We start from the raw sequence: 23879 nt of genomic DNA, 5'->3' as shown, positions 1-23879 counted from the left end.
AAACTTGTCACCGTTTTGTGAGCGCGAGGGATCGGCACAGCTGGTAAGGCGAAGTGCCCATCGGAGACCCGCAGATGCTGAAACAAATTGCGATGCTGCAAAGCCTCGAAACCGGAATTATCGACCGGCTCGACGAGGCTCTGGATCACGGTCTGGGCACGCAGGGCGGGCGCGACGCGCTGCAGTCAGCCATGCGTGAACTCAACACGACGGCCGAGCTGAAGAGCGAGCTGATCTATTCGCCCCTGCTGGAAGATCCGGCGACACGCGACTATATCCGCCATCTCGATTTCAAGCTCTATGGCCTGATCGAGCGCATCGAGGTGTTGCGCTCTTATCTCGAGCTCAGCATGCAGGCGGACACGCCTGATGCCGACATGATAGAGCTGACGGTTCACCGCCTACGCCGCCGCCTTCTGGTCCTGTTCAAGAAGGAATCAGCCCTGCGCCCGGTTTATTCGAGTTGGGTGGACCGTCACGCACCGACAGCTGGCGACACGGCGCGCCTCGATCACGCGCCCACCGCCATCCACTAGCGCGCCAGAGAGCCGTTCGTCAGCATGTTCGGACGGAAGCGGAAGACGATATCGCGGTCCGATGCCTGGTCCTCACGGATCGGTCCGGGGTGTGGAACGGATCGCAGAATATCCCGGATCACATTGATCCGCGCTTCGTGTTTGTTGTCAGCCCGGACAATGCCCCAGCGCCCGTGTTCGTGGTCACTGCACTGAAGCATGTGGTCACGCGCAACGGTATAGGCGTCGTATTTCTGCAGCGCGACGGCATCGATCGGGCTGGTCTTCCAGGTCTTCAGCGGATCACTCTGGCGTGCTTCCAGCCTCGCTGCCTGCTCCTCGCGCGAAATGTCGAGATAGTATTTCAGAAGCGTCGTTCCGGCCTCGACCTGCATGCGCTCGAAAGGCACGACCTGATCGAGGAAACTGTCACGCTCCTCGCGTGTGCAGAACCCCATCACCGGCTCCACGCCTGCCCGGTTGTACCAGGAGCGGTTGAAAATCACGCACTCTCCGGCGCTGGGCGAATGCGGGACGTAACGCTGGAAATACCAGCTGCCACGATCCCGTGCGTTCGGCTTACCCAGGGCAATCACCCGGGTTTCGCGCGGGCTGAGATGTTCGGTGATGCGCTTGATCAAGCCGCCCTTGCCGGCCGCATCACGCCCCTCCAGCAGGATCAGCAAGCGGTGATTACCAGCGATGAGATGGCGCTGCATGGCCACCAGCTCGATCTGCAAGTCATGCAGATGAGCGCGGTATTCATCCTTGTTCATGCCGCTACTATCATGGGTATATGCACGTTTGGGCAAGGGGCAGACATGACACCTGGACAGCGCACATTCTGGGAGAGTTTCAAGGCAGCGACGGGCGAAACCGCCGACCGGCCGCAGGACATCTCCGCCTTTGGCGACAGCCCTGAAATGGCGGACGAGCTGTTGGGCCTGATACTTATCGGCCAGAAACGCGCCACCTGTTCCCTCGCCCGCTGGTATCTCGGCCCGGATGCCGACAGCGAGCTGCCGCGCGTGGGCAATCTGGCGATCGTGCTCGATGGCAGAGATGAGCCGCGCTGTGTGCTGCGGATCACATCGGTCGAGATCAAGCCGGTCCGTGACACCGATGCCCAATTCGCCTGGGACGAGGGTGAAGGTGATCGAACGCTGGAAGACTGGATGCAGGGCCATTGCGCCTTCTGGCAGCGCGAGGCCGAGCGCGAGGGTTTCACCTTCTCCACCGACATGGACGCGGTCTATGAGCGGTTCGAGCTGGCCTGGGTCCCCGAGCGCTGACACAGCAAACGACAAAGGCCGGCGATCCCCCGATCACCGGCCTTCACATCCCCCGATGTGCGTCGTGGATCAACCCGTGGCGCGAACGCCATCCACGTCCAGGTCGTATTCGCGAACCTTGCGATAAAGCGTCGAGCGTCCCACACCCAGCCGGCGGGCAACCTCGCTCATTCGACCGGCATAATTCTCGATAGCGAACTCGATGAGATCGCGCTCGATGTCTTCCAGTGATCGCAGATGACCGCCATCATCCATGATCTCCACCGGCGCTGAGCCCCCTGCGACCACTTCAGCGAGCACATCTACCGCGCCGACCGGACCGTCTGCCTCGATAGACGGCGTCAGTCCGGAAATCTGCGGGAAGTCCTCCGGCTTGAGATAATCACTGTCCGCGAGCACGACCGCCCGGAACACCGAATTCTCCAGCTGGCGCACATTGCCGGGCCAGTCATAGCTGGACAGAAGCGCGTGCGTTTCCGGCGCCGCATCCAGGATCGACTTGTCCTCCTGGGCATTGAAACGACCGATGAAATGCCGAACCAGGGCCGGTACATCTTCCTTGCGTTCCTGCAGCGAGGGCACCTCGATCGGGAACACATTCAGACGATAGAAGAGATCTTCACGGAACTGGCCCGCGGCGACCTGTTCGGCCAGGTCCCGGTTGGTTGCAGAGATGATCCGCACATTGACCTTTACAGGGCGTTTGGAACCGACCGGGTCGACCTCGCCTTCCTGCAGGGCCCGCAACAGCTTGACCTGCATGTCCAGCGGCAGTTCGCCGATCTCGTCCAGGAATAACGTGCCACCATCGGCTTCCTGGAATTTGCCTGCGTGTTTGCCCACAGCCCCTGTGAACGCGCCCTTTTCGTGACCGAAAAGCGTCGACTCCACCAGATTCTCCGGGATCGCACCGCAGTTCACCGCAACAAAGGGCTCTCCGGCCCGTTTGCTTGCCGCCATGATCGATTGCGCAACCAGCTCCTTGCCCACACCACTCTCACCGGTGATGAGGATCGGAATGTCCGACTGTGCTGCACGCTCGCCCAGGCGCACAACCTGTTGCATGGCCGGTGCACCGGCAATCATGTCGGAGAAACCGAGACGACCCTCGACCTTCTTGGTCAGGCGTTTCACCTCACCGGACAGGTTCTGGACCTTCAGTGCATTACGGATGGATACCGTGATCCGTTCGGGGCTGGCCGGCTTGACGAAGAAGTCTGCCGCGCCGCCGCGCATGGCCGCAACAACTGTCTCGATACCGCCGGAAGCAGTCAGGACAATAACAGGGAGATCCGGTTGTTTGTGCTGAACAGCCTCGAGCGTCTCCATGCCGTCCATTCCCGGCATGATCAGATCGAGCAGCATCACATCAACTCCCCCGGATGCGATGCGGTCCAGGGCATCCTCGCCGCTTTCAGCGGTCTCGGCCCTGAAACCCTGCTTTTCGATCACCGCCTGTAACAGGCGGCGTTGTGTCGGATCGTCATCGACGATCAGAACAGATTTCACCATCACCCACGCCTTTTCGGTCGCTTATATTCTCGCCGGGCCTTTGGCCTCACCGCCATCGCTGACGGGGCGTCTATGCGAACCGTTATGGGACACTTGTCTAAAAATCGCGTGAAAGCGTCGGCAACGAAGGGTTAAGCATAAGACTCAGGGCGTTGTTGTGATATGCTCACCTCAGCTAGCCACAGGCCGGAGCCCGCTGAACATGTCGACACACGAACCGGCCTGGAGATTTCCGGAAAAAGACGGGTTCTCGCGCATTGCGCCGGAACACCGCCTGGCGATCATCCACAGCCTGCCGGGCATGATCGTCTGGCCGATCCTGCTGTTTGTACTCTTCATTGCTTTCTCGATGGTTGTCGCCTCGACCTGGCAGATGTTCTCGCTGTCACCGGACGCACAATTGCTGAACACGGTGATCTTCACGGCATCTGCTGCGGCTTACGCAACGCTCGCCCTGATCATGTGGGTCCGCTTTTCCAGTTACGGCGCCGCGCGGTCGGCCTTCTCGATCATGCCGGTCAAGTTCTCCGAGATTGCCCTCGCCATTCTGGTTCTGCTGTTCGTCATCACGATCGGGGGTCGCCTATCGGTGATGTTCCACGAATTTGCCATGGTCGATGCCAGCCTGACCCTGTCCGGTGGCGCGGCACCGGAAGACCTGACCAATGTGGATGACGTCACCCAGTCCGGCGCGGCCCTGTGGGCCGTTGTCCTCCTGTCGGTCATTGCCGCCCCCATCGTGGAGGAGATCCTCTTTCGCGGCTGGATGCTGCCCATGCTGATGGCGCGCGGCGTGCCGACCATCTTCGCCATCCTGATCTCGTCCGTCGCCTTCGGCCTGATCCACACACCCCAGGGCCTGCTCGTCATGACGACGACCTTCTTCCTCGGCGTTGGCCTGGGCATCGCCCGCGTCGTCACCGGACGCGTTGCCGCCCCCGTACTCGGACATATGGCCAATAATGCATGGGCCGTATTCGTCGTCCCCCAATTGCTCGGTTTGCAGCCGGGTTGAGATTGACGCCCTGCCCGGGCGGGTCTAGCGCTAGGGCATGACAAAAACAAAAGTCTCCCCGATGAAGCGTCCGCCTGCTCCGCTGAAGGAGTTTGCCGGCGCCAAACCGCCGGCTCCGGCATGGTTCGAAAAAGCCCTTGAAACTTCCGTCGACACCGGCATATCCGTAGTCGAGGAAGCCAACATTCACTGGAAAGCCTGGGGCGAGCGTGGTCAGCCCGGCCTGGTGCTGGTGCATGGCGGTGTCGCCCACAAGGACTGGTGGGACAGTATCGCGCCCTTCCTGGCGCCGACCCGACGTGTGGTGGCGCTGGACCTGTCCGGCATGGGCGACAGTGATCACCGCGACACCTACCGCATGGATCTTTATGCCAAGGAAGTCATGACCGTCGCCCGTGACGGCGGTGCCTTTGACGCAGGTGCACCCTATGTGGTCGGTCACTCATTTGGCGGGTTTGTCAGCCTGGCCACGGCCATGGAATATGGCGAGAAATTGCGCGGCGTCGCCATTCTCGACAGCCCGATCCGCCCGCTGGAGGAACAGCGCCGCTCCAGCCCGCCCAGCCGCGGCGGCAATACATATGCGACTTTCGAGGCCGCGCTGGAACGCTTCCGCCTTCTGCCGGAACAGCCGTGCGAGAACGCTTTCCTGCTCGACCACATCGCCCGTCAGTCCCTGAAACAGGCGACACGGCCAGATGGCACGACCGGCTGGACGTGGAAATTTGATCCCCATCTCTGGGAAAAGCTGGAATATGACCGCAAGCCGCCGGCCGAGCTGGCGGCATCGCTGAAAACCCGTGTCGCGCTTTTCCGCGGCGGCGACAGCATCCTGGTCAATGACGAGATCTGGGCCTTCATGCGCGAGACGTTCGGGCCTGAGACCTCGATGATCTCGATCCCGGACGCGCAGCATCACCTGATCCTGGACCAGCCGATCGCCGTGGCATCAGCGCTGGAAGTCCTGACAGGCCCGGGCTGGGGGTAGTTTATCTTCGCCTCCGGAGAAGTGGGCTCGCCGTAGCCGTGGCGAAGGCGAGCCAGCCCCATCTGGCTCCTCGCTCAATAGACCAAGAGATTGACGCCAACCGCAACCGCGAAGAGCACGGCGAGCGCAACAGCTGTCGCAAACAACATGCGCCGCCAGCGTAAATGTGGGCTGGCATGACGCCCTTTAACCACTGCCCGGGCCAGATAACCGGCCACCGCGACAACCAGCGTGAAAAACCCGATCGATATGAACGAATAATCTCGCCCGAGCCCCATCAGATGGAGCAGGCCAAACACACCAAGCAGGGCGGCAAAGATGCGAAACAGAGCCAGCCTGCTCCTGGTCGTCACGGCGCACTCGCCTTGATCGCCAGGGCATGCACCGGGCCGGCCAGTTCCTCGGCCAGGGCCTCGTTGATCATGCGGTGAATGGCGACACGGGTCTGGCCCTTGAAACGGTCAGCGACAATTTTCACTGTGAAATGGCTTTGACCACCCGGGCGGGCACCGGCATGTCCGGCGTGGAGATGGCTGTCATCGATCACATCCAGCTCGGCCGGCGTGAAGGCGGCTTGCAGCTTGGATTCGATCAGGGCGCGGACATCAGACATTTTTGATCTCTTTTCTCGTCGCTTTCATTGCCGCTTTACCAGCGAGCCCCCATACTTAGAAACATGGCTGAAGCATTCAACTATAAACCGCGTTTCAAGGACATCCGGATCAAGCCGCCCAAGGACGAGCCGGCGCCGGAGGAACGTGTGTGCGAATGGCCCGGCTGTAACAAACATGGCGACAGCCGTGCGCCCAAGTCCAATGACCAGCTCAACGACTTCTACTGGTTCTGTCAGAGCCATGCAGCTGAATACAACAAGTCGTGGAATTTCTTCGAGGGCATGAGCGAAAGCGCCGCCCAGTCCTTCCGCGAGAGCGCGGCCTATGGCCATCGCCCGACCTGGAGCTGGCGCAATACGCACTCGGCCTCGGCCAAGGCCTCCAAGGCGTCGAAGAATTTCCAGGATGGTTTCTCCGACCCCTATGGCATGTTCGGCGATCGCAAGGAGCCCGAACGCGAGGCGGATACCGGTCCCCGCATGGGCCGTCTGCAGACCAAGGCGCTGGAGACCATGTCGCTTGATCCGGATGTGAAACCCTCGGCGGTTCGCAAGCGTTATGCGGAACTGGTGCGCCAGTTCCACCCGGATTCCAATGGCGGCGACCGCTCCTCCGAGGAACAGCTGGGACGCGTCATCGCGGCCTACCAGATCCTCAAGAATTGCGGCATGGCCTAGCCTCCAACTGCCGAGCGTTTTGGCACTGGCCTTCCCCCGCATCGGCAGCGTGCTATAGATCTAGTCATCTTATTCGTTGGCCCAGCCACCTCCCCAAGAAGACCGGTTCCATGAGCGATAGTTTCCCCCTCCAGGCGCCTGACGCCATTGCAGACACCAAAGCGCTGTTCGGTTTCGATGCCGGCTTCGAGGTGCCGATGTTCTCGCAGCGTGACGATCACACGCCGATCATTGACGAGGACTATGTCTTCGACCCGGCGACCACGCGCTCCATCCTGGCGGGTTTTGCCTATAATCGCCGCGTCATGATCCAGGGCTATCACGGCACCGGTAAATCCACCCATGTGGAACAGGTCGCCGCCCGCCTCAACTGGCCGATGGTGCGCGTAAACCTGGACAGCCATGTCAGCCGTATCGACATGGTCGGCAAGGACGCCATCGTCCTTAAAGACGGCAAGCAGATCACCGAATTCCAGGAAGGCATCCTGCCGTGGGCCCTGCAGCGCCCGGTCGCCCTCCTGTTTGATGAATATGATGCCGGTCGTCCGGACGTGATGTTCGTGATCCAGCGCGTGCTGGAAGCCTCCGGCTCTCTGACCCTGCTGGACCAGACCAAGGTCATCCGCCCGCACCCGCATTTCCGCCTGTTCGCCACCACGAACACGATCGGTCTGGGTGATACCACCGGCCTCTATCACGGCACGCAACAGATCAACCAGGGCCAGATGGACCGCTGGTCCATCGTCTCGACGCTGAACTACCTGCCGTTCGAGACCGAGAACAAGATCGTCCTGGCCAAGATGAAAAAGATTGCAGCGGCCGATGGCGGCGAGGACATGGTCGCCAACATGGTCAAGGTCGCGGATCTTTCCCGCGAAGCTTTCATCAATGGCGATATCTCCACCGTGATGAGCCCGCGTACGGTTCTGACCTGGGCGGAGAACTACGAGATCTTCAACGATCTCGGCCACGCCTTCCGCCTCACCTTCCTGAACAAGTGTGACGAGCTGGAACGCCCGGTCATCGCGGAAATGTACCAGCGCGTCTTCGCAGAAGACCTGCCCGAAGCCCCGATCAAGGCCGAGGTGGCTTAATCCCGCCGCGCCATTACCGTTCGTGCCGCGCGGGTCATCTTGATGATCAAGAGGAGGAAGCCCGCCAGCACGGTCAACAGGGCAGCGCCTGAGGCGGTGATGATCAACGGGTGGTGGCTGTTCTCGCGTGCCTCGTAATCCATGATGTGCAACATCCAGAAGAAGTCATAGAAGCGCCAGACATCATTGCGGCGAGCGTCGACACGGCCGGAATGGGCAGCCACATAGAGACGCGTGCCCTCGCCGTCATCGATGGACACCCGCCAGGCCGGATGGGCGCGGCGATACTCCCAGGTGGGCTCTTCGAAATACTCCACAACCGCGATGATCTCGTCCCCGGCATAATCGGCTCGGGCAACGGCAATGGCCATCTCCTCGCTGAGCGGTGAGAGCTGCTCGCCGGTCACGGCATCGACAAGGGCGACATGCCCCTCGGCCGGATGGAAGCGATAGACCGGCCGGTCCAGCCAGCGCCCCAGCACGACACTCTCCATGCCCGAGGTGTCCAGCTCGGCGATCCGGGCGGCTTCGCCTATCTCCAGCACCTCGCCCACTGGCAGCGGCGCAGGTTCGCCTGCCTCCTCGATATTGTGCTCACCCCGCACAATCTCCAGCGACAGCGCGCTCATCACCAGACCGCCGGCGATCCAGAGAACGATCTGGATACCCACGATCAGGGCAACCCATTTGTGAATGCGAACGGCCCAGCGCTGGATAATCATCTAGTGGTGGTGACTCTCTGCTTCCTCGGGTGCGGCAGCGATGACTTCCAGGCCGTTTTCGCCATTGATGGCGGTAATGACCAAGGCTGCGCCCGGCTCGAATAGCGTGATGTCGACATCATCGGCAATACGAAACTCCATTACCATGGCCGGCATGGAAAGCTCACGCATGGCTTCGTGACGCAAGAGCGTGGTGCGGTTGGCGATATCGACCGTGCGAACATCCGCCGAGACCATCGACTGGCCCTGGGCGTGGTGAGCATGACCGTGGCCGGGCTCATGGTCGCTGGTGAGCGTGGTGCTCGCCAGGGCAACCGCAAGGGCTGAAACAATCATCGAAACTATCCTTCTGAAATACCGTCACGTGTGAGCTCGGATGCGGAGGCCAGTCGCGCCTCGCCTTCCGGATTGGAATACCAGCCCGGATCCGCATCGCCTGTCAGTCCCGGGCGCACTTTGAGAATGGTGAACATGCCGCCCATGGTGATGTAATCGCGCGGCCCACGCGCACCGATCATGGGCAGGGCGTTTTCCGGAATGGGCATATGACCCATCTCCAGATGCGCGCCCATCTCGCCCATACCGTCATGACCCATCGTCATATAGCTGGGCAAAAGGCCACCGACAGCGCGGTCAATGCGGCGCGCATCAACGCCGGTCATGTTGGGCAGGTCGTGGCCCATCTGGTTCATCACGTGGTGGGTCATGTGACAGTGCATGGCCCAATCGCCCGGATTGTCAGCGACAAACTCCACTGTCCGCGTCGAGCCGGTTGCGACCAGTACCGTCGTGTCTGGATGGCGCGCAGTCTCAGGGATGACCCCGCCATCGGTCTCGGTGATGGTGAAGGCATAACCGTGCAGGTGGATCGGGTGGTGGTCCATGGCCGAGAGATTGCCAAAGCGTAGTCGCACGCGCTCACCCTGTGCCGCCACAAGCGGCGATGTGCCGGGATAACATTTCGCATTCATGGTCAGGATATTGAAATCTGCCATCGCATTGGGATCAGGTCGCGAAGCACCGGCCGGCAATGACCATTCCGACAGCATGATGGCGTAGTCCCGGTCCGGCAACGGGCCTTCCGGACGGCGCGGATGCACAACCATCATGCCCATCAGCCCCATCGCCATCTGGGTCATTTCGTCATGATGGGAGTGGTACATGAAGGTGCCGTGCTGGCGGAAAGTCCATTCATAGATGAAGGTCTCGCCGGGATGGATGGCACGCTGGTTGAGTCCGCCTACCCCATCCATGCCCGAGGGCAGGATAACGCCGTGCCAGTGCACCGTGGTGGAGGCCGGCAGACGATTGGTCACATAGACCCGGACCCGGTCGCCCTCGACCGCCTCGATCGTGGGGCCATGCGTGCGTCCGTTATAGCCCCAGGTCCTGGCGCGCAGACCCGGTGCAAACTCATGCTCCACCTCTTCGGCGATCAGGTGGAAGACTTTCACCCCGTCAACAATCCGCCACGGCAAGGTGGCACCATCCGGCGTCACCACGGGGCGATACTCCTGACCAGGTCGACCCGGGGCATAGTCACCAGCCGGATCGACGGTCACGGAATGGGCAGCTCGCGGAGCGGGCTGGGCGCTGGCGCGACCGCCACTCAGTCCCGCTGCAGCCAGGCCGGCACTGCCAACCAGAAGGGCATCTCGTCTGGAAATGGGCATCAGTGTCCTCCCGCCTCGCTCTGGGATGCCATCGATATCGCCGCGTCGCCGGCCGCGGCAGGCGAGCCACCCGCTGCCAGCTGGTCCAGGCTGATCCGGGCCAGGTCTGCCGCTTCGCGTGCATCAACCCAACTCAACCCGGCCCGCGTACGGGTCTGGAAAGCGGCCAGGAGATCGAACACGCCAACCTGCATCGCATTGTAGTGCAGCAGGGTCTGATCCAGCATCGCCTCACTGGCCGGCAACAAGTCCTGTTCGAAACGACTGGCCTGTTCCGAGGCGAGATTGTGCACATTGCTGGCCGTCGACCAGGCAAGCTCGATGCGCGTGACCAGGGCGGCATAGCGTTCCAGCGCCTGTTCTGCGCGCAGGCGCGCTGCGGCGCGCCGGTGCTGGCCCTGGTCGAAGACCGGAAAGGAAAGCTCGGCCATCCAGCCGCGCGCCCATTCCCGATCCTCCCGCTCTGCGGCCAGGCCGATCTCGGCGTGGTCCAGCAGGCTGCCCCAGTTTTCCAGACCCGCAGCGCGCGCCGCCGCTTCGACCTCGGCGCGAGACCGGGCAAGCAAAAGGCTGGCTTCCAGAATGTTCTCGGTGGAGACGGCGGCGGGCATCGCCTGAGCTGGCAGCTGGTCCGGCAAATCCTCCAGCGCGACCGGCATACCGAGGACTTGCTCAAGCACTGCGCGGGCGTTCTCCGCCGCAAGCCGGGCCGCGCCCTCCTCGAGCTGGATAGTCACCAGCATGTTCTGTTCACGCACCAGCGCGATCGGCGCCCGGTTCCCGGCCGCATCCAATTCCTCGGCGACAACCAGAGCGGCTTCGGCGGCGCTGATAATGCGGACATAGAGATCCTGGCGCTGTTTTGCGGCGACGGCCGAGACCCAGGCCCGCTGGACGTCGGCGCTGAAATCGATCAGGCGCAAGACCGCATCGCTGCGCTCGGCCTCATAGACCGCGCGCGCCTGTCGCGCGCGCCAGGGTGTCGCGATCACGCCCATCACCGAGGCGCGCAGGTCCACATCATAAACACGGCCATGATCGCCGCCGGGCAGGCTGACCACTTCCATGACCGGATTAAGCGGGCGGGATCGTGTGTTCAGCTCTGCCGCCGCAATACCGACCTCCAGCAGATCGCCCGCGATATCGCGATTATGCGCCATGGCCAGCGCAACCGCGGCCTGCGGCGTCTCCAGCGATCCGCTCGCAGAAAGATCAAGCACGGACCGCTCGGAAGCCTGCGCTATCACGGCTGGCGCAACCGAAGCGGGCTCCACGGTGGCGCAACCGGCCAGCGCTGATGCAACCAGAACCAAAGCCGACAAGGAATTTCTGTTCATCATGCCCTTGCCCTATCATACCCCCCAGGGGTATACAACAGACATGAGTATTACAACCGCCCCACCCGCTGAAGACCGCAAGAAATCCCTCGCCCGCCTCAAGCGGATAGAAGGGCAGGTGCGCGGCGTTGCCCGCATGCTGGAGGAAGACCGTTACTGCATTGACATTCTGACCCAGCTCTCGGCGATCAAATCGGCTCTGGGTGCCGTTGAGCGGGAAATTCTAAAGGACCATTCCCGGCACTGCGTGGCGCACGCCATCGACAGCGGAAATGCGGCCGATCAGCACGAGAAGATGAACGAGCTGATCGAGCTGCTTGCCAAACACTATCGCCTCTAGGCGTGACACCGGGCCCCGCGCGCCTAGTTTATCGCCATGCGCATTTTTTACTCCGACACCTTCAACCTGCCCCTGCCGGACCGGCACCGCTTTCCCAACACCAAGTATGCGATGTTGCGGGAGACGCTGATCCGCGAAGCGGTGGTGTCCGAGCACATGCTGGAGCTGTCACCGCTGGTCGAGCGGGCGGATGTGCTGCGCGCGCATGACGTGGCCTATGTCGACGCCTTCGAGCGCGGGGCGCTGGACGAGAAGGCCATTCGCCGCATCGGCTTTCCCTGGTCAGAACAATTGGTCACCCGCACGCAGGCCACCGCTGGCGGTGCCGTGGCAGCCGCCCGTGCAGCCCTGGACGACGGTATCGCCGGGCAGCTGGCTGGCGGGACACATCATGCGCACCGCGATTTCGGGTCGGGCTATTGCATCTATAACGACTTTGCCATCGCCGCCCTGAACCTGGTCGAGACGGGCGCGGCCGCACGTGTCGCGATCATCGATCTCGACGTGCACCAGGGTGATGGCAATGCCGCCATCCTGGCCGGACACGAGCGCACATTCGTCTTCTCGATGCATGGAGAGAAGAACTTCCCCTTCCGCAAGCATGACAGTGATCTGGACGTGCCGCTGGCGGACGGAATGGAAGATGCGGACTTCCTGGCGACGCTTGCGGAACACTTGCCAGCGGTGTTCGCCTTTGCGCCGGACATTGTGCTCTATCAGACCGGGGTCGATGGCCTGGCAGAGGACAAGCTCGGCCGCCTTGCCCTCACACATGACGGGCTGAAACAGCGTGATCGCATGGTCCTGTCCGCCTGCCAGGCGCGCGGGATACCCGTGTCCATGGGTATTGGCGGTGGGTATGCAGACCCGATCGAAGCCTCGGTCGAGGCCTATACCAACACCTACCGCGTCGCGGCAGAACTTTACGGGTTCTAGGACGCGCTCGCCGTGACGACAGCGTCAGCGAGGGCCCGGCCGCTGAGAAACGCTGCCTCCACCCGCGCCGCCAGACACCAATCCCCGGCGAGACCAAGCTTGAGCGCACCATCCCACAAACAGACCTGACCCAGCGGACGCTCGACCTTGGCATAACGCCAGCGATGCACGTCCGCATGCGCCGGCTCCGGCAAGATCACTCCGGCGGCGGCCCGGAACTGCTTCAGCAAGAGCGGCCGGATCGCCTCGGGCGTTTCCTCCAGATATCGGCGTGACCAGTCGGCACTGGCCTGGACAACCCAGCGCTCGGCGTCACCTTCGCGCTGCGGTCGCGCCGTTTCCCGCGCCGCCCAGGCGATATCACCCGCCCGCTGGATCACTGACAGCGAGATTGGCAGAGCCTCATCAAACACAAACATGCCGGTCCAGCACGGTGCGATGTCCACGCTCTCAAGTCCGGGAAACGCTGCTGCGTGCCCGGCAAGGAGGTCCAGGGCCTGGACCACGGGCACAGCCAGCAAGACAGTGTCAAACGTCTGCTCCTCGCTCGTCTCCAGTGACAGAACCCAGCCCGGGCCCTCCCGGCGCATCTGGGCGACCCGCTGCCCGGTGCGCACATCGAGGCCTTCCAGCATCGGCTTGACCAGCCCGCTCATGCCCGGCGTGCCGGTCCACCAGCTCTCATCCCCGCTCGCGGGGTCGACCCAATGCGCCGCGCGTCCGAGCCCGGCCGCATGATCCAGATAGGCCTTGAAGCCGGCATCGCGCGCCGTGACGAACTGGGCGCCGTGGTCAAAACCGCCATAGACGCTGCGGCGCGTCGCCAGGCGACCGCCCGTGCCGCGGCTTTTCTCGAATACCACCGGGCTTAAGCCGGCTTTGCGAAGTTGGGACGCACAGCTCAAGCCGGCCATGCCTGCACCAATGATTGCAAGCGTCATCTCTGCCTCATTCTTTCTGCAGATAAACCTAGCGCGGGTGCTAGCGGAAGAAACCCAGGATCATGCGGGGCGCTTCATTGGCAATGCCCAGCGCCTGTACGCCCAACTGCTGGCGCACCATCAGGGCGTTCAGCTTGGCACTCTCCTCGCCCAGATCAGCATCGACCAGATGGCCAATGCTTGCCTCGGTCACATCAGACTGTTTCTGCAGCAGCACTTTCTGGACTTCCAGCGTACGCAGGGATGTGCCCAGGCGAGAGACCGCCGCATTCACATCCGTCATCGAACTGTCGAACGTGTTGATCATGGCCTGATCCGGCTGGGTCAGGATGTGCGCGGTATCGGGATAGGGCAACGTGCCGGTCAGCGCGACATCCACAATGCCACCACCATCGGTCATGTCTTCGGCAGCGATTGTCATCGTGTCGCCCGGCTGGGGCCCGGTGACGACGCTTAAATCGGTCGCGCCGGCTTCCAGCAGGTTGATACCGTTGAAGGCTGCCGCCTCGACCAGGCGGTTCATCTCATTGCCCAGCGACACATATTCGCCCATCAGATTGCGCCAGCTGGCCTCGTCAAGACTGGTATCGGTGGCAGCGACCAGCTTGCTCTTCATTTCAATCATGATGTCGGAAATACCGTTGGCCGCAGCGAGAGCGACTTCAACAACGCCGGTGGCAGCATCAATCGAGCGCATGGCCGTCACACGCCCGCCATTGGACGCACGCATGCCCTGGGCCAGGGCCCAGATCGTGCCATTATCCTTGGCACTGCCGACTTTCAGCCCCGTTGCAATACGCGTCTGGACCTCGAGCGTGTCTCGGGTCAGACGATCGATATGCTGCAACGCTGCATTCGTTTCGGCCATGGAATGAACCGAAAAGCCCATCCAGCCTACTCTCGCCACCTACGGTATCTGCCGGTTTTCCGGTCAGATGTCTGGCCCCGCTTATACGGGTGCCAGCCTTCAGTGTGCCGAAACGGGGTTAGCAGAAGGTTGATGCAATTGACGGTTCCTGCCCCCTCGCAATTGCCCGCGAAACCGCTAGTTTGCCTGTATGAGCAAGCCGCCCGCTGATCCCGACGCCTTCAAACGTGCCCTCTCCATTACCACTCGCGCCATCGCGGGGGAGAAGGATATCGATGTGCGCTTTGGCGGCGATGTCGCCGGGCTGAGCGGGGGCCGTATCGTTCTGCCGAATCCGGGCACCGAGCCCTCGCCGCGGGCCGCGGCCGCGGTCCGCGGACGTGCCGATGCGCTGGCCCTGCGCCTGGCGCACCACAACGAGAGCGAACACGTCAAATCCCTGCCACCGGGTGCAACGGCGCGCGCGATCTTCCACGCGGCAGAGCAGGCCCGTGTCGAGGCCATCGGCGCACGTGAACTGGCAGGGGTCGCCGAAAACCTGGACGCCTCTCTGGTACAGCGTTGCAAGCAAAAAGGCTGGCAGCGGGTCGAGGATCGCCAGGGCGCGCCGATGGAAGAAGCCATCGCCATGCTGATCCGCGAGCGCATCTCCGGTCGCCCCGCCCCGATCGAGGCCCTCGGCCTGATGACCACCTGGCGGGATCAGCTGGAAAACCTGGCCGGCCTGTCGCTCGACGCCCTTGCCGGCAATGCGAACGATCAGGCGGCCTTTGCCGAAGCCTTGCGCACCGTGATCCAGGATCTCGACCTGGCGGACGAGCTGGGCGGTGATCCGGAAGAGAGCGAAAACCCCGACGACGAGGATGAAGGCGTCGATCGCGAGCAGCGCACAGGCGAGGACGAACAGCCTGATGGCGATGATGGCGGCGATCCGGATACGCCTGATGCCTCTGGCACGGCGGCCGACGAGGACGAGATCACGGCCGACACCGATGATCTCGACACCCGTGTCGAAGCCATGGATGACGACGGCGCGGCCCAGACCATGATGCGCCCGAACTGGCGCCCGTCGGATGACATGAATGCCAAGGCCTACAAGGTCTTCACGCGGGAATTTGACGAGGTCGTCCATGCGACCGACATGTGCGAGACGGAAGAGCTGGAACGCCTGCGCCGTTATCTCGACAATACGCTGAAAGGGCTCGACCAGGTCGTTGGCCGCCTCGCCAACCGGCTGCAACGCCGGTTGATGGCCCAGCAGGAGCGTGCCTGGAAGTTTGATCTCGAGGAAGGCGTTCTCGATGGCTCACGCCTGGCGCGCGTCATCGCCGACCCGACCCTGCCGCTCTCCTACAAGCAGGAAAGCGACACCGAGTTCCGCGACACTATCGTAACCCTGCTGATCGACAATTCCGGCTCCATGCGAGGACGACCAATCACGGTGGCCGCGGCCTGTGCCGATATCCTCGCTCGGACGCTGGAGCGTTGCGGTGTGAAGACCGAGATCCTCGGCTTTACAACCAAGGCCTGGAAGGGCGGACAGTCCAAGGAGAGATGGCTCAAGGACGGCAAGCCGCCACATCCGGGTCGTCTCAATGATCTGCGCCATATCATCTACAAGGCCGCCGACACACCCTGGCGACGGGCCCGCGTCAATCTCGGCCTGATGATGCGCGAAGGCCTGCTCAAGGAAAACATCGATGGCGAGGCCCTGATGTGGGCCTGGAAACGCCTGGCCACCCGCCCGGAACAACGCCGCATCATGATGGTGATCTCGGACGGTGCGCCGGTCGACGACGGCACCCAGTCCGCCAATTCCGCCGGCTATCTGGAAAAACACCTGCGCGAGACGATCGCCATGATCGAGAAACGCTCCGAAGTGGAATTGCTGGCCATCGGCATCGGCCACGACGTGACCCGCTGGTATCGCCGCGCCGTCACGATCAATGATGTCGACCAGCTCGGCGGCGCCATCACCGACCAGCTGGCCGCCCTGTTCGACGAGGATGGCGGACCGACCGCCAGCTTGTCCGGTGGGCCGGGCCCAGCGATGAAACGGATCGATTTCGCCTCGATCGCCGGGCGCGTTTAGGCGAGAACCGCCTGCCACAGCAAAATCCCGCCGATCGGAAAGAAAAACATCCAGGAGAGGTGTTTCCCGCGCGACAGCAGCAGCGCCGCCAGTCCGCAAAAAACGAACGTCCCGCCGAACACGGCCAGCGTCAGCTGACGGAACTCTGCAACAGCCAGCTGGTCCAGCACCAGGATGGCCGCCAGGGCGAACCACATCAGTGTCAGCAAGTGCCAGCCCGCCTTCAGCGTCACCCGGCTCATGGCACGGCTGCCCAGAATGGCCGGCAGGTCGTCCCGCGCCACGATCGGCGCGATCAGACGTCTGCCCCCGATCAGGGAATGGAACAGGCCAACAAGCATAAGCAGGACTGCAGCGATCAAACTGAGCATGGAAACCTCCAACCGGGATCGCTCGGGATCCTAGAGAAGATTTCCATAAAGGTGCGGATGGGCGTTATGCCTGCGGTGTGTCGTCGCGGCGCGCGCGAAAGACACTCTAACACCCCGGACAATGGTGGAAGCTGTCGGGATGTTCCCAGGCCACCTCACCATCCACGACCGTCATCCAGGGTGTCACCGACAGGATGTCAGCGTGTTCGATGGTCATGATATCGCCTGAGAAAATGGTGAAGTCGGCGCGCTTGCCCTCCTCGATCGAGCCGAGCTCGTCCTCGCGGAAGGAGGCATAGGCCGGCCAGAGCGTGAAGAGTTTGAGCGCGTCATCCCGTGACAGCGCCTCGTCCGGACGCCAGTTCTCGCCCTGGAAGCCGGAGAGATCGGCCCGGGCCACAGCGGCATAGAATTCGATGCGCGGATCGCCCTGTTCGACCGGTGCGTCGGAGCCGCCGGTCAGGTGGGCCCCATGATCCAGCAGGGTCTGCCAGGCATAGGCACCGTCGAGGCGATCCTCGCCCAGGCGGGCCGGTGCGAAGTGCAGATCACCAATGGCGTGGGAGGGCTGCATGGATGCGATCACGCCCAGCTCGGCGAAACGCGCGAAATCATCCGGGTGCACGATCTGGGTATGCTCATCACGCCAGCGATGTTCCGACAGGGCGCGTTCATCGGCCGGGACCTGGGCCTGGGCTTCCTCGACCCAGTCCAGCAGCAGGCGATTGCCGCGGTCACCGATGGCGTGGACATTCATCTGGATGCCGTTGCGCAAGGCCTCGATGAAAACACCCACCGTCTCATCCGGCTCGGCGATGTTGAGACCGGAGGTTTCCGGGCGATCGCTATAAGGCGACAACAGCGCTGCGCCACGCGATCCCAAGGCGCCATCCATGTAGAGTTTCACCGCGCGGGTAATCACCATGCCATCATCGGCAATGCGCGGCACTTCCCGCGCCAGCTCGGCAAACCCGCCCGGATTGATGGAGACATAGACGCGAGTGGACAGGCGGTCCGCTTCGGCCAGCCCCTCGATCATCTCGACATCGGCGTAGGGGACCGACATGTCATGCGCCCCGGCCCAGCCCAGGCTGGCCAGGCGCTGTGAGCCTTCGGCATAGATGTCCGCCCTCACATCACCCGCAGGTGCAGAAACCAGGCTGCTGACCGGGTACATGGCCGTGTCGATCAACATGCCCGTCGGCTCGCCGGCCTCGTCGAACAGGATTTCACCACCCTCAGGCGCGACACTGTCCCGTGAGATCCCGCCGGCGTCCAGTGCTGCGGAATTGGCGACCAGGGCATGACCGTCAGCACGCACAAGGATCACCGGATGGTCCGGGGACACCGCGTCCAGATCCCGGCGATTGGGGAAACGACCTTCCGGCCAGTGCGTCTCGATCCAGCCACGACCAAAGACCACATCGCCCGCGCCGGCATCAGCAACCGTCTCGGACACGTGCTGGACGAGTTCCTCGATGGAGGTCACAGCATCCAGGTTCAGCGTGCGCTCCCGCGAGCCGACGCCGAGAACATGCACATGGCTGTCGGTGAAGCCGGGATACATCGCACCACCATTGAGGTCGATGATGCGGGTATTCTCGCCGAAATACTGCTGGGCCTGGGCCTCGTCGCCGACATAGACGATACGGCCATCACGGGTGACCACCGCCTCGACCATGCGCTGGTCGTCATTGGCGGTGTAGATCTGGCCGCCCCAGAAAATCATGTCTCCCGGCTCGCTGGCAGAAGATGTCTGCGCCGCCGTTGTTTCGCTGGATTGCAGATTGGTGTTTTCCGGCTCTGCTGGTGTTTCCGTCGGGGCCTGCCCGCAGGCGGCCAGTGAAATCGCAGCGGCAGATGCCAGCCAGAAAGACAGACGCATGGTGTTCCCTCCCCTTAGTCGGGGGCAGGCTAGCCCTCACGCGCACAAACAACAACGCCCGCTGCTTGCAGCGGGCGTTGATAATTCCGTTACCGGAAAAGCTGTTAAGCCTGGTTGGCCTTCTTCAGCTCGCGCTTGATCTTCAGAGCGCGATCGGAAAGCTGCTCGTCGCGAGCTTTCAGAAGGAAGGCGTCCAGTCCGCCGACATGGTCGACGCTGCGCAGAGCTTTAGCAGCAATACGCAGTTTGAAACCGCGACCCAGCTTGTCAGACGTCAGCGTGACATCGCACAGGTTCGGCAGAAAACGGCGGCGGGTTCTGTTGTTGGCGTGAGAAACATTGTTTCCCGTCATAACACCCGTACCGGTCAAATCGCAGCGACGCGCCATGGTGGCACCTTTCAAACAAATAAATTCTTTGCGCAGAGGCCTTGCGGCCAAAGCGGGAGCGGGCGAAATAACGGAGTGGACCGGCTGCGTCAAGCTTGTGGCGTTCATCTTGCAGTCGGAATTGAAGTATTATTGCAGTTGAACACATGTGTAAAAGGGTCGGCGGGGCCGAACTTAGGGAGAGTAAAGCGTGAAAAAAGCACTGATTCTGGCGACCGGACTGGCTCTGGCAACAAATGCGATGCCAGCCTCCGCTGACGATGCGGCCAATGTCACGAGCGCGAATTCACAAGGCGTGACAGTGCAATACGCTGGCTCGGTGATGATTTTCCAGGTCGCCAATATCGTCATTTCCAGCACGTTCCAGGAAGAAACCTACCAGGCTTCCGCGCGGTTTACCGCTGCGGGACTGGCCGCGCTGTTCACCGATGCGGATATCGAGGCCGGTGTCAGCGGGTATCGTGAAGGCCCGCGTCTGCAGCCCTGGCGCTACAGCCACCTGAACCATGCCAGTTCCAAGAATCGAATCGTCGGCATCGACTTTCCCGAGGGTGTCGCGACCCCGGACATCAACCCGCCCTTTGGCAATATGGGAGAACCGCCTGCCAGTGCAGAGCAACGCGCCGGCGCAGCCGACCCGCTCTCCACCCTGCTCAGCGTCGGTCTGGGATCTGTTGCCGACGAGAATGGTCGTTGCGATGGCACCCTGGCGGTGTTCGACGGGCGGGCGCGGTATAATCTGCGCTTCGAATATGCCGGCGAGCATTACGTCCGCACCCGTGCCTGGCAAGGCGATGCCCAGGTTTGCCAGGCCTATTACGAGCCGATCTCCGGTTATGAGGAAGACGAATTCCCGTCCGATGACGTGATCGCCGAACCGATCACGATGTGGTTCGCGCCGGTCGAGGGCACCAATATCCATGTTCCTGTGCGCATCCGCACGAATGCAGGATTTGGCGGCGCGACCATCACTGCCCGCTCGATCCAGGCGCATTAGACGACTGGAGCTGATCCTCGCAAATACCGGTCATTGGCCCTAAACAGGCAATGATCAAAAAGGGATGGCGAGATGGCCATGAGATCTGGTGCGGCGGAGAATATCACTGCCGCGCTTGGCCCCACCAATACTGGCAAGACGCACCTCGCAGTCGAACGCATGCTGGCCTATGGCTCCGGCATGATCGGTCTGCCCCTGCGCCTGCTTGCCCGAGAGATCTATGACCGTGTCGTCAGTGTCAAAGGCGAAGGCCTGACAGCACTGATCACCGGCGAGGAAAAGATCGTTCCGCGCACGGCGCGCTATTTCATCTGCACGGTCGAATCCATGCCAATGACCCGCCAGGTGGACTTTGTCGCCATCGACGAGGTACAGCTGGGTGCCGACCGTGAGCGCGGCCATGTCTTCACCGACCGCATGCTCTACGCCCGCGGCACGCAGGAAACCATGCTGCTCGGCTCGGACACGATGAGCGGCATGATCCGCTCGCTGGTGCCGGACGCGGAACATGTCGAGCGAGAGCGTTTCTCCCAGCTCACCTATACCGGCCCGTCCAAGCTGACACGACTGCCACGCCGGTCCGCCATCGTCGCCTTCTCCTCGGAGTCCGTTTACGCCATTGCCGAGCTGATGCGCCGCCGCCGCGGTGGTGCGGCTGTGGTCATGGGCGGATTGTCGCCCCGCACCCGCAACGCCCAGGTCGAGCTCTACCAGTCCGGCGAGGTTGATTTCATGGTCGCCACCGATGCCATTGGCATGGGGCTGAACATGGAGATCGAGCATGTTGCCTTTGCCGAAAGCCGCAAATTCGACGGCGTCAAACACCGCCGGCTGACCTCCGCCGAGCTGGGGCAGATTGCCGGCCGCGCCGGGCGTTTCCGCACGGACGGCACTTTTGGCGAGACAGCGGAATGCCTGGAGTTCGACCCTGATCTTGTCAGCGCCGTTGAAAACCACGGCTTCGCCCCGGTCGAGCGCCTGCAATGGCGCAATCCGGACCTGGATACGTCCAGCATAGAACGCCTGCGCTATACGCTGAACAAACCAGCCTATAATCCCGCGCTGGAACGTGTTCGTGAAGCCAGCGACGAGCGCGCCCTCAACATCCTGGCCGAAGACAGCGACATATCTGATCGCGCCCGCTCGCCCGGACTGGTGGCACGTTTGTGGGATGTCTGCCGCCTGCCGGATTTCCGCAAGGCAACGATTGATGCCCATGCGCGGCTGGTAAAATCCATCTACATGCACCTCAGTGACGGCAATGGCCGCCTGCCAAACAGCTGGATGCAGGCGCAGTTTGACCGGTTGGACAAGAGCGCTGGCGATGTCGACGTGCTCGCCTCGCGCCTGACTTTCGTGCGCACATGGGCCTATGCCGCGCACCGTTCGGACTGGACGGAAAAGCCGGAATACTGGCGTGAACGCGCCCGCCAGGTGGAGGATCGCCTGTCCGATGCCTTGCACGAACGGTTGATGCAGCGCTTTGTGGATCGGCGAACCCAGGCCCTGGTCAAGGGTTTACGGGATGACAAACACCTGCTTGCCGGGGTATCAGCCAGCGGTGAAGTAACGGTTGAGGGACACTATGTGGGTCGGCTAAAGGGACTAACCTTCGAGCCCGACGCGCAGGGAAAAGACCTCAGCGCACGTGCCTTGCGCTCCGCAGTCCTGCGGGCCTTGCGACCGGAAATGGACAGACGATTGAGTGAACTGACGAATACCATCGCCGTAAACCTCTCCATCGAGGAAGACGGCCACCTGAAAACCGGTGACGATGTCATCGGCAAGCTGATCACGGGTTCCGACCTCTTGCAGCCGGCCATCAAGAGCCTGGGCGGCGAGCTGGGTTCGGCCGAAAACCAGGCTGCTGCCAAGGCTGCCCTGCGTGATGCGGTCGACATGAAGATCCGCGAGACACTCAAACCCCTGTTCGATCTGCGCGGCGCCTCTGACCGCAGCGATATTCCCGGCGCGGCCCGCGGTGTGGCCTGGCGTCTCTACGAGGCGGGCGGCGCGATCGTACGTTCGGAGATCTCCGACGATATCGCTGCACTGGACCAGGAGGCCCGCCGTTCCCTGCGCCAGCTGGGCGTGCGTATCGGCCAGCACATGATCTACATGCCGATGCTGGTCAAACCCGCGCCCTCTCGCCTGTTTGCGCTGCTGCGCGGTGTTTTCAATGGCGAGGTCGATCTCAGCTGGCTGCCGGCACCGGGCCTGACATCCGTTGCCAATGACCGCGCCCACTCCCGGGCTGACTACGCGGCTGTCGGTTTTTACCCGTGCGGTTCGCGCGCCGTGCGTTTCGACATGCTCGAACGCCTGGCAGACGAGATTCGTGAAGCCCGCAAGACGCTGGAAAAGGGCCGTTTCCCGCTGACCGCCAATATCATGGCGTTGATGGGGTGTTCGGTTGAGGACGCCCGCGGCGTGCTCTCTGCCCTAGGCTATAAGCGCTATCAGAAGGGCCCTGACCCCGAGAAGGCCGAAGGCGAGATCTGGGGGTCCAAGCCCGGACGCCGTCCAGCGGGTGCTCCGCCCAAGAAGCAGGCGAGGCCGGCCCCGGCAGCGGCACCGATGGACCCGGACAATCCCTTTGCTGCCCTGGCCGCGCTGAAACCGGTCGAGGAACCGAAAAAGCCAGCCAGGAAGAAAAAGCGCCGCAAGCCGAAGAAGACCGAAACGGCAACAACGCAAGAACCGGCTCAACAGGTTGAGGACGCCACCGTTCAGGCTGCGCCAGCTGCAGAGGTCGCGACCGAGACAGCCGCGGAAACACAGGCTCAGCCAGCCACTGACACCACGGCACAGCCGAACGAAGCTGTTGTCGCGGATACGCCCAGCGCCCAGGAATGAGCGAACCGGAAGCGCACGCCCAGCGCATTGACCTCTGGCTGTGGCATGCCCGCTTCTACAAGACGCGCACCCTGGCCACCCGCGAAGTGGGCAATGGTCGCATACGGTTGGCACGGACGGGTCAGATCCGGCGGATCTCCAAGGCTTCGGCAACACTGACGGTCGAGGATGAATTGACCTTCCCGAGGAATGGGAAGATTGTTCGCATCAGAGTTCTGGCCCTGTCCACGCGGCGTGGACCGGCCAGCGAGGCGCAGACCCTCTACGAGTTACTCGACGAGGACTGAACCGTGCGGCAAGTGAGGGCGGTATGAGCTTTCTGAAAAAAATCTTCGGCGCCAAGGCGACGACCAGCAATCCTGAAATCAACCCGCATGTGGCGGCAACAGCCCTGCTGGTCGAGGCGGCCCTGGCCGATGGCATTTATGCCGATTGCGAACAGGAACAGATCCTGGACACGCTCGGCGCCGCCTTCAAGTTGCAGGGTGATGAGGCCAAGGCCATTTTGGACAAGGCCGAGGAACTGGCCGAAACGGCGGTCGACCATCACCGTTTCACCAAGGTCGTGAAGACCTGCCTGAGCGAACAGGAACGTGTGGCCCTGATCGAGGAATTGTGGATGGTCGCGCTGGCCGACGGCGAGAAATCTCCCTTCGAGGACGCGTTTGTGCGCCGTATCGCACCGCTGCTGGGAATCGATGATCGCGAGCGGGTTTTTGCGCGCTCACGTGCAGAAGCCAAAGCACGCGCCCGTTGACAAAGCGT

Annotated in this window: 26 protein-coding genes; 13 read left to right on the top strand and 13 right to left on the bottom strand. The window is 62.4% G+C overall.

Features of this window, described 5'->3' with window-relative positions:
* The first annotated feature begins 74 nt into the window (after positions 1-74).
* Complete coding sequence (locus tag SIC17_RS11655; protein ID WP_291891998.1) at positions 75-536, top strand: hypothetical protein; 462 nt, start codon at positions 75-77, stop codon at positions 534-536.
* On the opposite strand, the gene ppk2 is transcribed toward SIC17_RS11655, so the two are convergent.
* Positions 533-1327, bottom strand: a complete 795-nt coding sequence (ppk2, locus tag SIC17_RS11650) for a polyphosphate kinase 2 (RefSeq protein ID WP_412545463.1) — start codon at positions 1325-1327, stop codon at positions 533-535. The genes SIC17_RS11655 and ppk2 overlap by 4 nt on opposite strands.
* Before the next feature lie 9 nt (positions 1328-1336).
* On the opposite strand from ppk2, the gene SIC17_RS11645 reads away from it, so the two are divergent.
* A complete protein-coding gene (locus SIC17_RS11645; RefSeq protein WP_412545462.1) occupies positions 1337-1807 on the top strand; it encodes an ASCH domain-containing protein in 471 nt (156 codons plus the stop codon).
* Between the two features lie 69 nt (positions 1808-1876).
* Here the strand turns inward: SIC17_RS11645 and SIC17_RS11640 are convergent, their stop codons facing one another.
* Positions 1877-3319: a sigma-54-dependent transcriptional regulator gene (locus SIC17_RS11640; protein ID WP_412545461.1), complete on the bottom strand. Its 1443-nt coding sequence runs from the start codon at positions 3317-3319 to the stop codon at positions 1877-1879.
* Positions 3320-3521: 202 nt separating this feature from the next.
* Between SIC17_RS11640 and SIC17_RS11635 the strand changes: the two genes are divergently transcribed.
* A complete protein-coding gene (locus SIC17_RS11635) occupies positions 3522-4334 on the top strand; it encodes a CPBP family intramembrane glutamic endopeptidase (protein WP_412545460.1) in 813 nt (270 codons plus the stop codon).
* A 37-nt stretch (positions 4335-4371) separates the two neighbouring features.
* Positions 4372-5322: an alpha/beta fold hydrolase gene (locus SIC17_RS11630; protein ID WP_412545459.1), complete on the top strand. Its 951-nt coding sequence runs from the start codon at positions 4372-4374 to the stop codon at positions 5320-5322.
* 74 nt (positions 5323-5396) lie between these two features.
* On the opposite strand, the gene SIC17_RS11625 is transcribed toward SIC17_RS11630, so the two are convergent.
* Together SIC17_RS11625 and SIC17_RS11620 are read right to left on the bottom strand one after the other, a co-directional pair.
* Positions 5397-5675, bottom strand: a complete 279-nt coding sequence (locus SIC17_RS11625; protein WP_412545458.1) for a hypothetical protein — start codon at positions 5673-5675, stop codon at positions 5397-5399.
* Entirely contained in the window at positions 5672-5935 is a 264-nt protein-coding gene (locus SIC17_RS11620) for a BolA family protein (RefSeq protein WP_412545457.1), read from the bottom strand. The genes SIC17_RS11625 and SIC17_RS11620 overlap by 4 nt, the downstream gene beginning before the upstream one ends.
* 63 nt (positions 5936-5998) lie before the next feature.
* On the opposite strand from SIC17_RS11620, the gene SIC17_RS11615 reads away from it, so the two are divergent.
* Together SIC17_RS11615 and cobS are read left to right on the top strand one after the other, a co-directional pair.
* Positions 5999-6613 (top strand): J domain-containing protein, encoded by a 615-nt coding sequence (locus SIC17_RS11615; protein WP_291891977.1) that lies wholly within the window; start codon positions 5999-6001, stop codon positions 6611-6613.
* Between the two features lie 110 nt (positions 6614-6723).
* Positions 6724-7707: a cobaltochelatase subunit CobS gene (gene cobS, locus SIC17_RS11610; RefSeq protein ID WP_412545456.1), complete on the top strand. Its 984-nt coding sequence runs from the start codon at positions 6724-6726 to the stop codon at positions 7705-7707.
* On the opposite strand, the gene SIC17_RS11605 is transcribed toward cobS, so the two are convergent.
* The 4 genes from SIC17_RS11605 to SIC17_RS11590 are packed head-to-tail and all read right to left on the bottom strand — an operon-like array spanning position 7704 to position 11424.
* Positions 7704-8429: a PepSY domain-containing protein gene (locus SIC17_RS11605; RefSeq protein WP_412545455.1), complete on the bottom strand. Its 726-nt coding sequence runs from the start codon at positions 8427-8429 to the stop codon at positions 7704-7706. The two genes, cobS and SIC17_RS11605, sit on opposite strands and share 4 nt — an antisense overlap.
* Positions 8430-8765 (bottom strand): copper-binding protein, encoded by a 336-nt coding sequence (locus tag SIC17_RS11600; RefSeq protein WP_412545454.1) that lies wholly within the window; start codon positions 8763-8765, stop codon positions 8430-8432.
* Positions 8766-8770: 5 nt separating this feature from the next.
* Positions 8771-10102, bottom strand: coding sequence for a multicopper oxidase domain-containing protein (locus SIC17_RS11595; RefSeq protein WP_412545453.1), 1332 nt, complete (start codon positions 10100-10102; stop codon positions 8771-8773).
* Entirely contained in the window at positions 10102-11424 is a 1323-nt protein-coding gene (locus SIC17_RS11590) for a TolC family protein (RefSeq protein ID WP_412545452.1), read from the bottom strand. Before SIC17_RS11590 ends, SIC17_RS11595 begins: the two co-directional genes overlap by 1 nt.
* A 58-nt stretch (positions 11425-11482) precedes the next feature.
* Here SIC17_RS11590 and SIC17_RS11585 point away from each other — a divergent pair, with 58 nt between their 5' ends.
* Both SIC17_RS11585 and SIC17_RS11580 read left to right on the top strand, forming a co-directional pair.
* Positions 11483-11779 (top strand): metal-sensitive transcriptional regulator, encoded by a 297-nt coding sequence (locus SIC17_RS11585; RefSeq protein ID WP_412545451.1) that lies wholly within the window; start codon positions 11483-11485, stop codon positions 11777-11779.
* 36 nt (positions 11780-11815) lie between these two features.
* The gene (locus SIC17_RS11580) at positions 11816-12715 is read left to right on the top strand and encodes a histone deacetylase (protein ID WP_412545450.1); all 900 of its coding nucleotides are present in this window, start codon (positions 11816-11818) and stop codon (positions 12713-12715) included.
* On the opposite strand, the gene SIC17_RS11575 is transcribed toward SIC17_RS11580, so the two are convergent.
* Both SIC17_RS11575 and SIC17_RS11570 read right to left on the bottom strand, forming a co-directional pair.
* Positions 12712-13656 (bottom strand): NAD(P)/FAD-dependent oxidoreductase, encoded by a 945-nt coding sequence (locus SIC17_RS11575; RefSeq protein WP_412545449.1) that lies wholly within the window; start codon positions 13654-13656, stop codon positions 12712-12714. The genes SIC17_RS11580 and SIC17_RS11575 overlap by 4 nt on opposite strands.
* 40 nt (positions 13657-13696) lie before the next feature.
* Positions 13697-14563, bottom strand: a complete 867-nt coding sequence (locus SIC17_RS11570) for a flagellin (RefSeq protein WP_412545448.1) — start codon at positions 14561-14563, stop codon at positions 13697-13699.
* Positions 14564-14714: 151 nt separating this feature from the next.
* Here SIC17_RS11570 and cobT point away from each other — a divergent pair, with 151 nt between their 5' ends.
* The gene (gene cobT / locus SIC17_RS11565; RefSeq protein WP_291891954.1) at positions 14715-16616 is read left to right on the top strand and encodes a cobaltochelatase subunit CobT; all 1902 of its coding nucleotides are present in this window, start codon (positions 14715-14717) and stop codon (positions 16614-16616) included.
* Here cobT and SIC17_RS11560 read toward each other — a convergent pair.
* The 3 genes from SIC17_RS11560 to rpmB form a co-directional block, all read right to left on the bottom strand.
* Positions 16613-16987: a hypothetical protein gene (locus SIC17_RS11560; protein ID WP_291891951.1), complete on the bottom strand. Its 375-nt coding sequence runs from the start codon at positions 16985-16987 to the stop codon at positions 16613-16615. The genes cobT and SIC17_RS11560 overlap by 4 nt on opposite strands.
* 106 nt (positions 16988-17093) lie before the next feature.
* Complete coding sequence (locus SIC17_RS11555; protein ID WP_412545447.1) at positions 17094-18872, bottom strand: amidohydrolase; 1779 nt, start codon at positions 18870-18872, stop codon at positions 17094-17096.
* Positions 18873-18976: 104 nt separating this feature from the next.
* Positions 18977-19261: a 50S ribosomal protein L28 gene (rpmB, locus tag SIC17_RS11550; protein WP_291893164.1), complete on the bottom strand. Its 285-nt coding sequence runs from the start codon at positions 19259-19261 to the stop codon at positions 18977-18979.
* A 190-nt stretch (positions 19262-19451) separates the two neighbouring features.
* On the opposite strand from rpmB, the gene SIC17_RS11545 reads away from it, so the two are divergent.
* The 4 genes from SIC17_RS11545 (at position 19452) to SIC17_RS11530 (ending at position 23871) form a co-directional block, all read left to right on the top strand.
* Positions 19452-20258: a DUF3108 domain-containing protein gene (locus tag SIC17_RS11545; RefSeq protein WP_291891947.1), complete on the top strand. Its 807-nt coding sequence runs from the start codon at positions 19452-19454 to the stop codon at positions 20256-20258.
* A 72-nt stretch (positions 20259-20330) separates the two neighbouring features.
* Positions 20331-23114: a helicase-related protein gene (locus tag SIC17_RS11540; protein ID WP_412545446.1), complete on the top strand. Its 2784-nt coding sequence runs from the start codon at positions 20331-20333 to the stop codon at positions 23112-23114.
* The gene (locus SIC17_RS11535; protein ID WP_291891942.1) at positions 23111-23401 is read left to right on the top strand and encodes an RNA-binding S4 domain-containing protein; all 291 of its coding nucleotides are present in this window, start codon (positions 23111-23113) and stop codon (positions 23399-23401) included. Before SIC17_RS11540 ends, SIC17_RS11535 begins: the two co-directional genes overlap by 4 nt.
* A 23-nt stretch (positions 23402-23424) precedes the next feature.
* A complete protein-coding gene (locus tag SIC17_RS11530; protein ID WP_291891939.1) occupies positions 23425-23871 on the top strand; it encodes a TerB family tellurite resistance protein in 447 nt (148 codons plus the stop codon).
* The last annotated feature ends 8 nt before the right edge of the window (positions 23872-23879 follow it).

Source organism: Maricaulis sp. MIT060901 (assembly GCF_047123815.1).
Taxonomy (GTDB): Bacteria; Pseudomonadota; Alphaproteobacteria; order Caulobacterales; family Maricaulaceae; genus Maricaulis.
The sequence above is the reverse complement of the archived record's forward strand: the minus strand, read 5'-3'. Positions and strand labels throughout refer to the sequence as shown.

Excerpts from the sequence above, each read along its gene's own strand:
- SIC17_RS11640 (WP_412545461.1), bottom strand. The coding sequence starts at position 3,319 with ATGGTGAAATCTGTTCTGATCGTCGATGACGATCCGACACAACGCCGC.
- SIC17_RS11635 (WP_412545460.1), top strand. The coding sequence starts at position 3,522 with ATGTCGACACACGAACCGGCCTGGAGATTTCCGGAAAAAGACGGGTTC.
- SIC17_RS11535 (WP_291891942.1), top strand. The coding sequence starts at position 23,111 with ATGAGCGAACCGGAAGCGCACGCCCAGCGCATTGACCTCTGGCTGTGG.
- SIC17_RS11615 (WP_291891977.1), top strand. The coding sequence starts at position 5,999 with ATGGCTGAAGCATTCAACTATAAACCGCGTTTCAAGGACATCCGGATC.
- cobS (WP_412545456.1), top strand. The coding sequence starts at position 6,724 with ATGAGCGATAGTTTCCCCCTCCAGGCGCCTGACGCCATTGCAGACACC.
- SIC17_RS11595 (WP_412545453.1), bottom strand. The coding sequence starts at position 10,102 with ATGCCCATTTCCAGACGAGATGCCCTTCTGGTTGGCAGTGCCGGCCTG.
- SIC17_RS11620 (WP_412545457.1), bottom strand. The coding sequence starts at position 5,935 with ATGTCTGATGTCCGCGCCCTGATCGAATCCAAGCTGCAAGCCGCCTTC.
- SIC17_RS11645 (WP_412545462.1), top strand. The coding sequence starts at position 1,337 with ATGACACCTGGACAGCGCACATTCTGGGAGAGTTTCAAGGCAGCGACG.
- SIC17_RS11575 (WP_412545449.1), bottom strand. The coding sequence starts at position 13,656 with ATGACGCTTGCAATCATTGGTGCAGGCATGGCCGGCTTGAGCTGTGCG.
- cobT (WP_291891954.1), top strand. The coding sequence starts at position 14,715 with ATGAGCAAGCCGCCCGCTGATCCCGACGCCTTCAAACGTGCCCTCTCC.
- SIC17_RS11555 (WP_412545447.1), bottom strand. The coding sequence starts at position 18,872 with ATGCGTCTGTCTTTCTGGCTGGCATCTGCCGCTGCGATTTCACTGGCC.
- rpmB (WP_291893164.1), bottom strand. The coding sequence starts at position 19,261 with ATGGCGCGTCGCTGCGATTTGACCGGTACGGGTGTTATGACGGGAAAC.
- SIC17_RS11580 (WP_412545450.1), top strand. The coding sequence starts at position 11,816 with ATGCGCATTTTTTACTCCGACACCTTCAACCTGCCCCTGCCGGACCGG.
- SIC17_RS11605 (WP_412545455.1), bottom strand. The coding sequence starts at position 8,429 with ATGATTATCCAGCGCTGGGCCGTTCGCATTCACAAATGGGTTGCCCTG.
- SIC17_RS11530 (WP_291891939.1), top strand. The coding sequence starts at position 23,425 with ATGAGCTTTCTGAAAAAAATCTTCGGCGCCAAGGCGACGACCAGCAAT.
- SIC17_RS11540 (WP_412545446.1), top strand. The coding sequence starts at position 20,331 with ATGGCCATGAGATCTGGTGCGGCGGAGAATATCACTGCCGCGCTTGGC.
- SIC17_RS11600 (WP_412545454.1), bottom strand. The coding sequence starts at position 8,765 with ATGATTGTTTCAGCCCTTGCGGTTGCCCTGGCGAGCACCACGCTCACC.
- SIC17_RS11560 (WP_291891951.1), bottom strand. The coding sequence starts at position 16,987 with ATGCTCAGTTTGATCGCTGCAGTCCTGCTTATGCTTGTTGGCCTGTTC.
- SIC17_RS11585 (WP_412545451.1), top strand. The coding sequence starts at position 11,483 with ATGAGTATTACAACCGCCCCACCCGCTGAAGACCGCAAGAAATCCCTC.
- SIC17_RS11630 (WP_412545459.1), top strand. The coding sequence starts at position 4,372 with ATGACAAAAACAAAAGTCTCCCCGATGAAGCGTCCGCCTGCTCCGCTG.
- SIC17_RS11655 (WP_291891998.1), top strand. The coding sequence starts at position 75 with ATGCTGAAACAAATTGCGATGCTGCAAAGCCTCGAAACCGGAATTATC.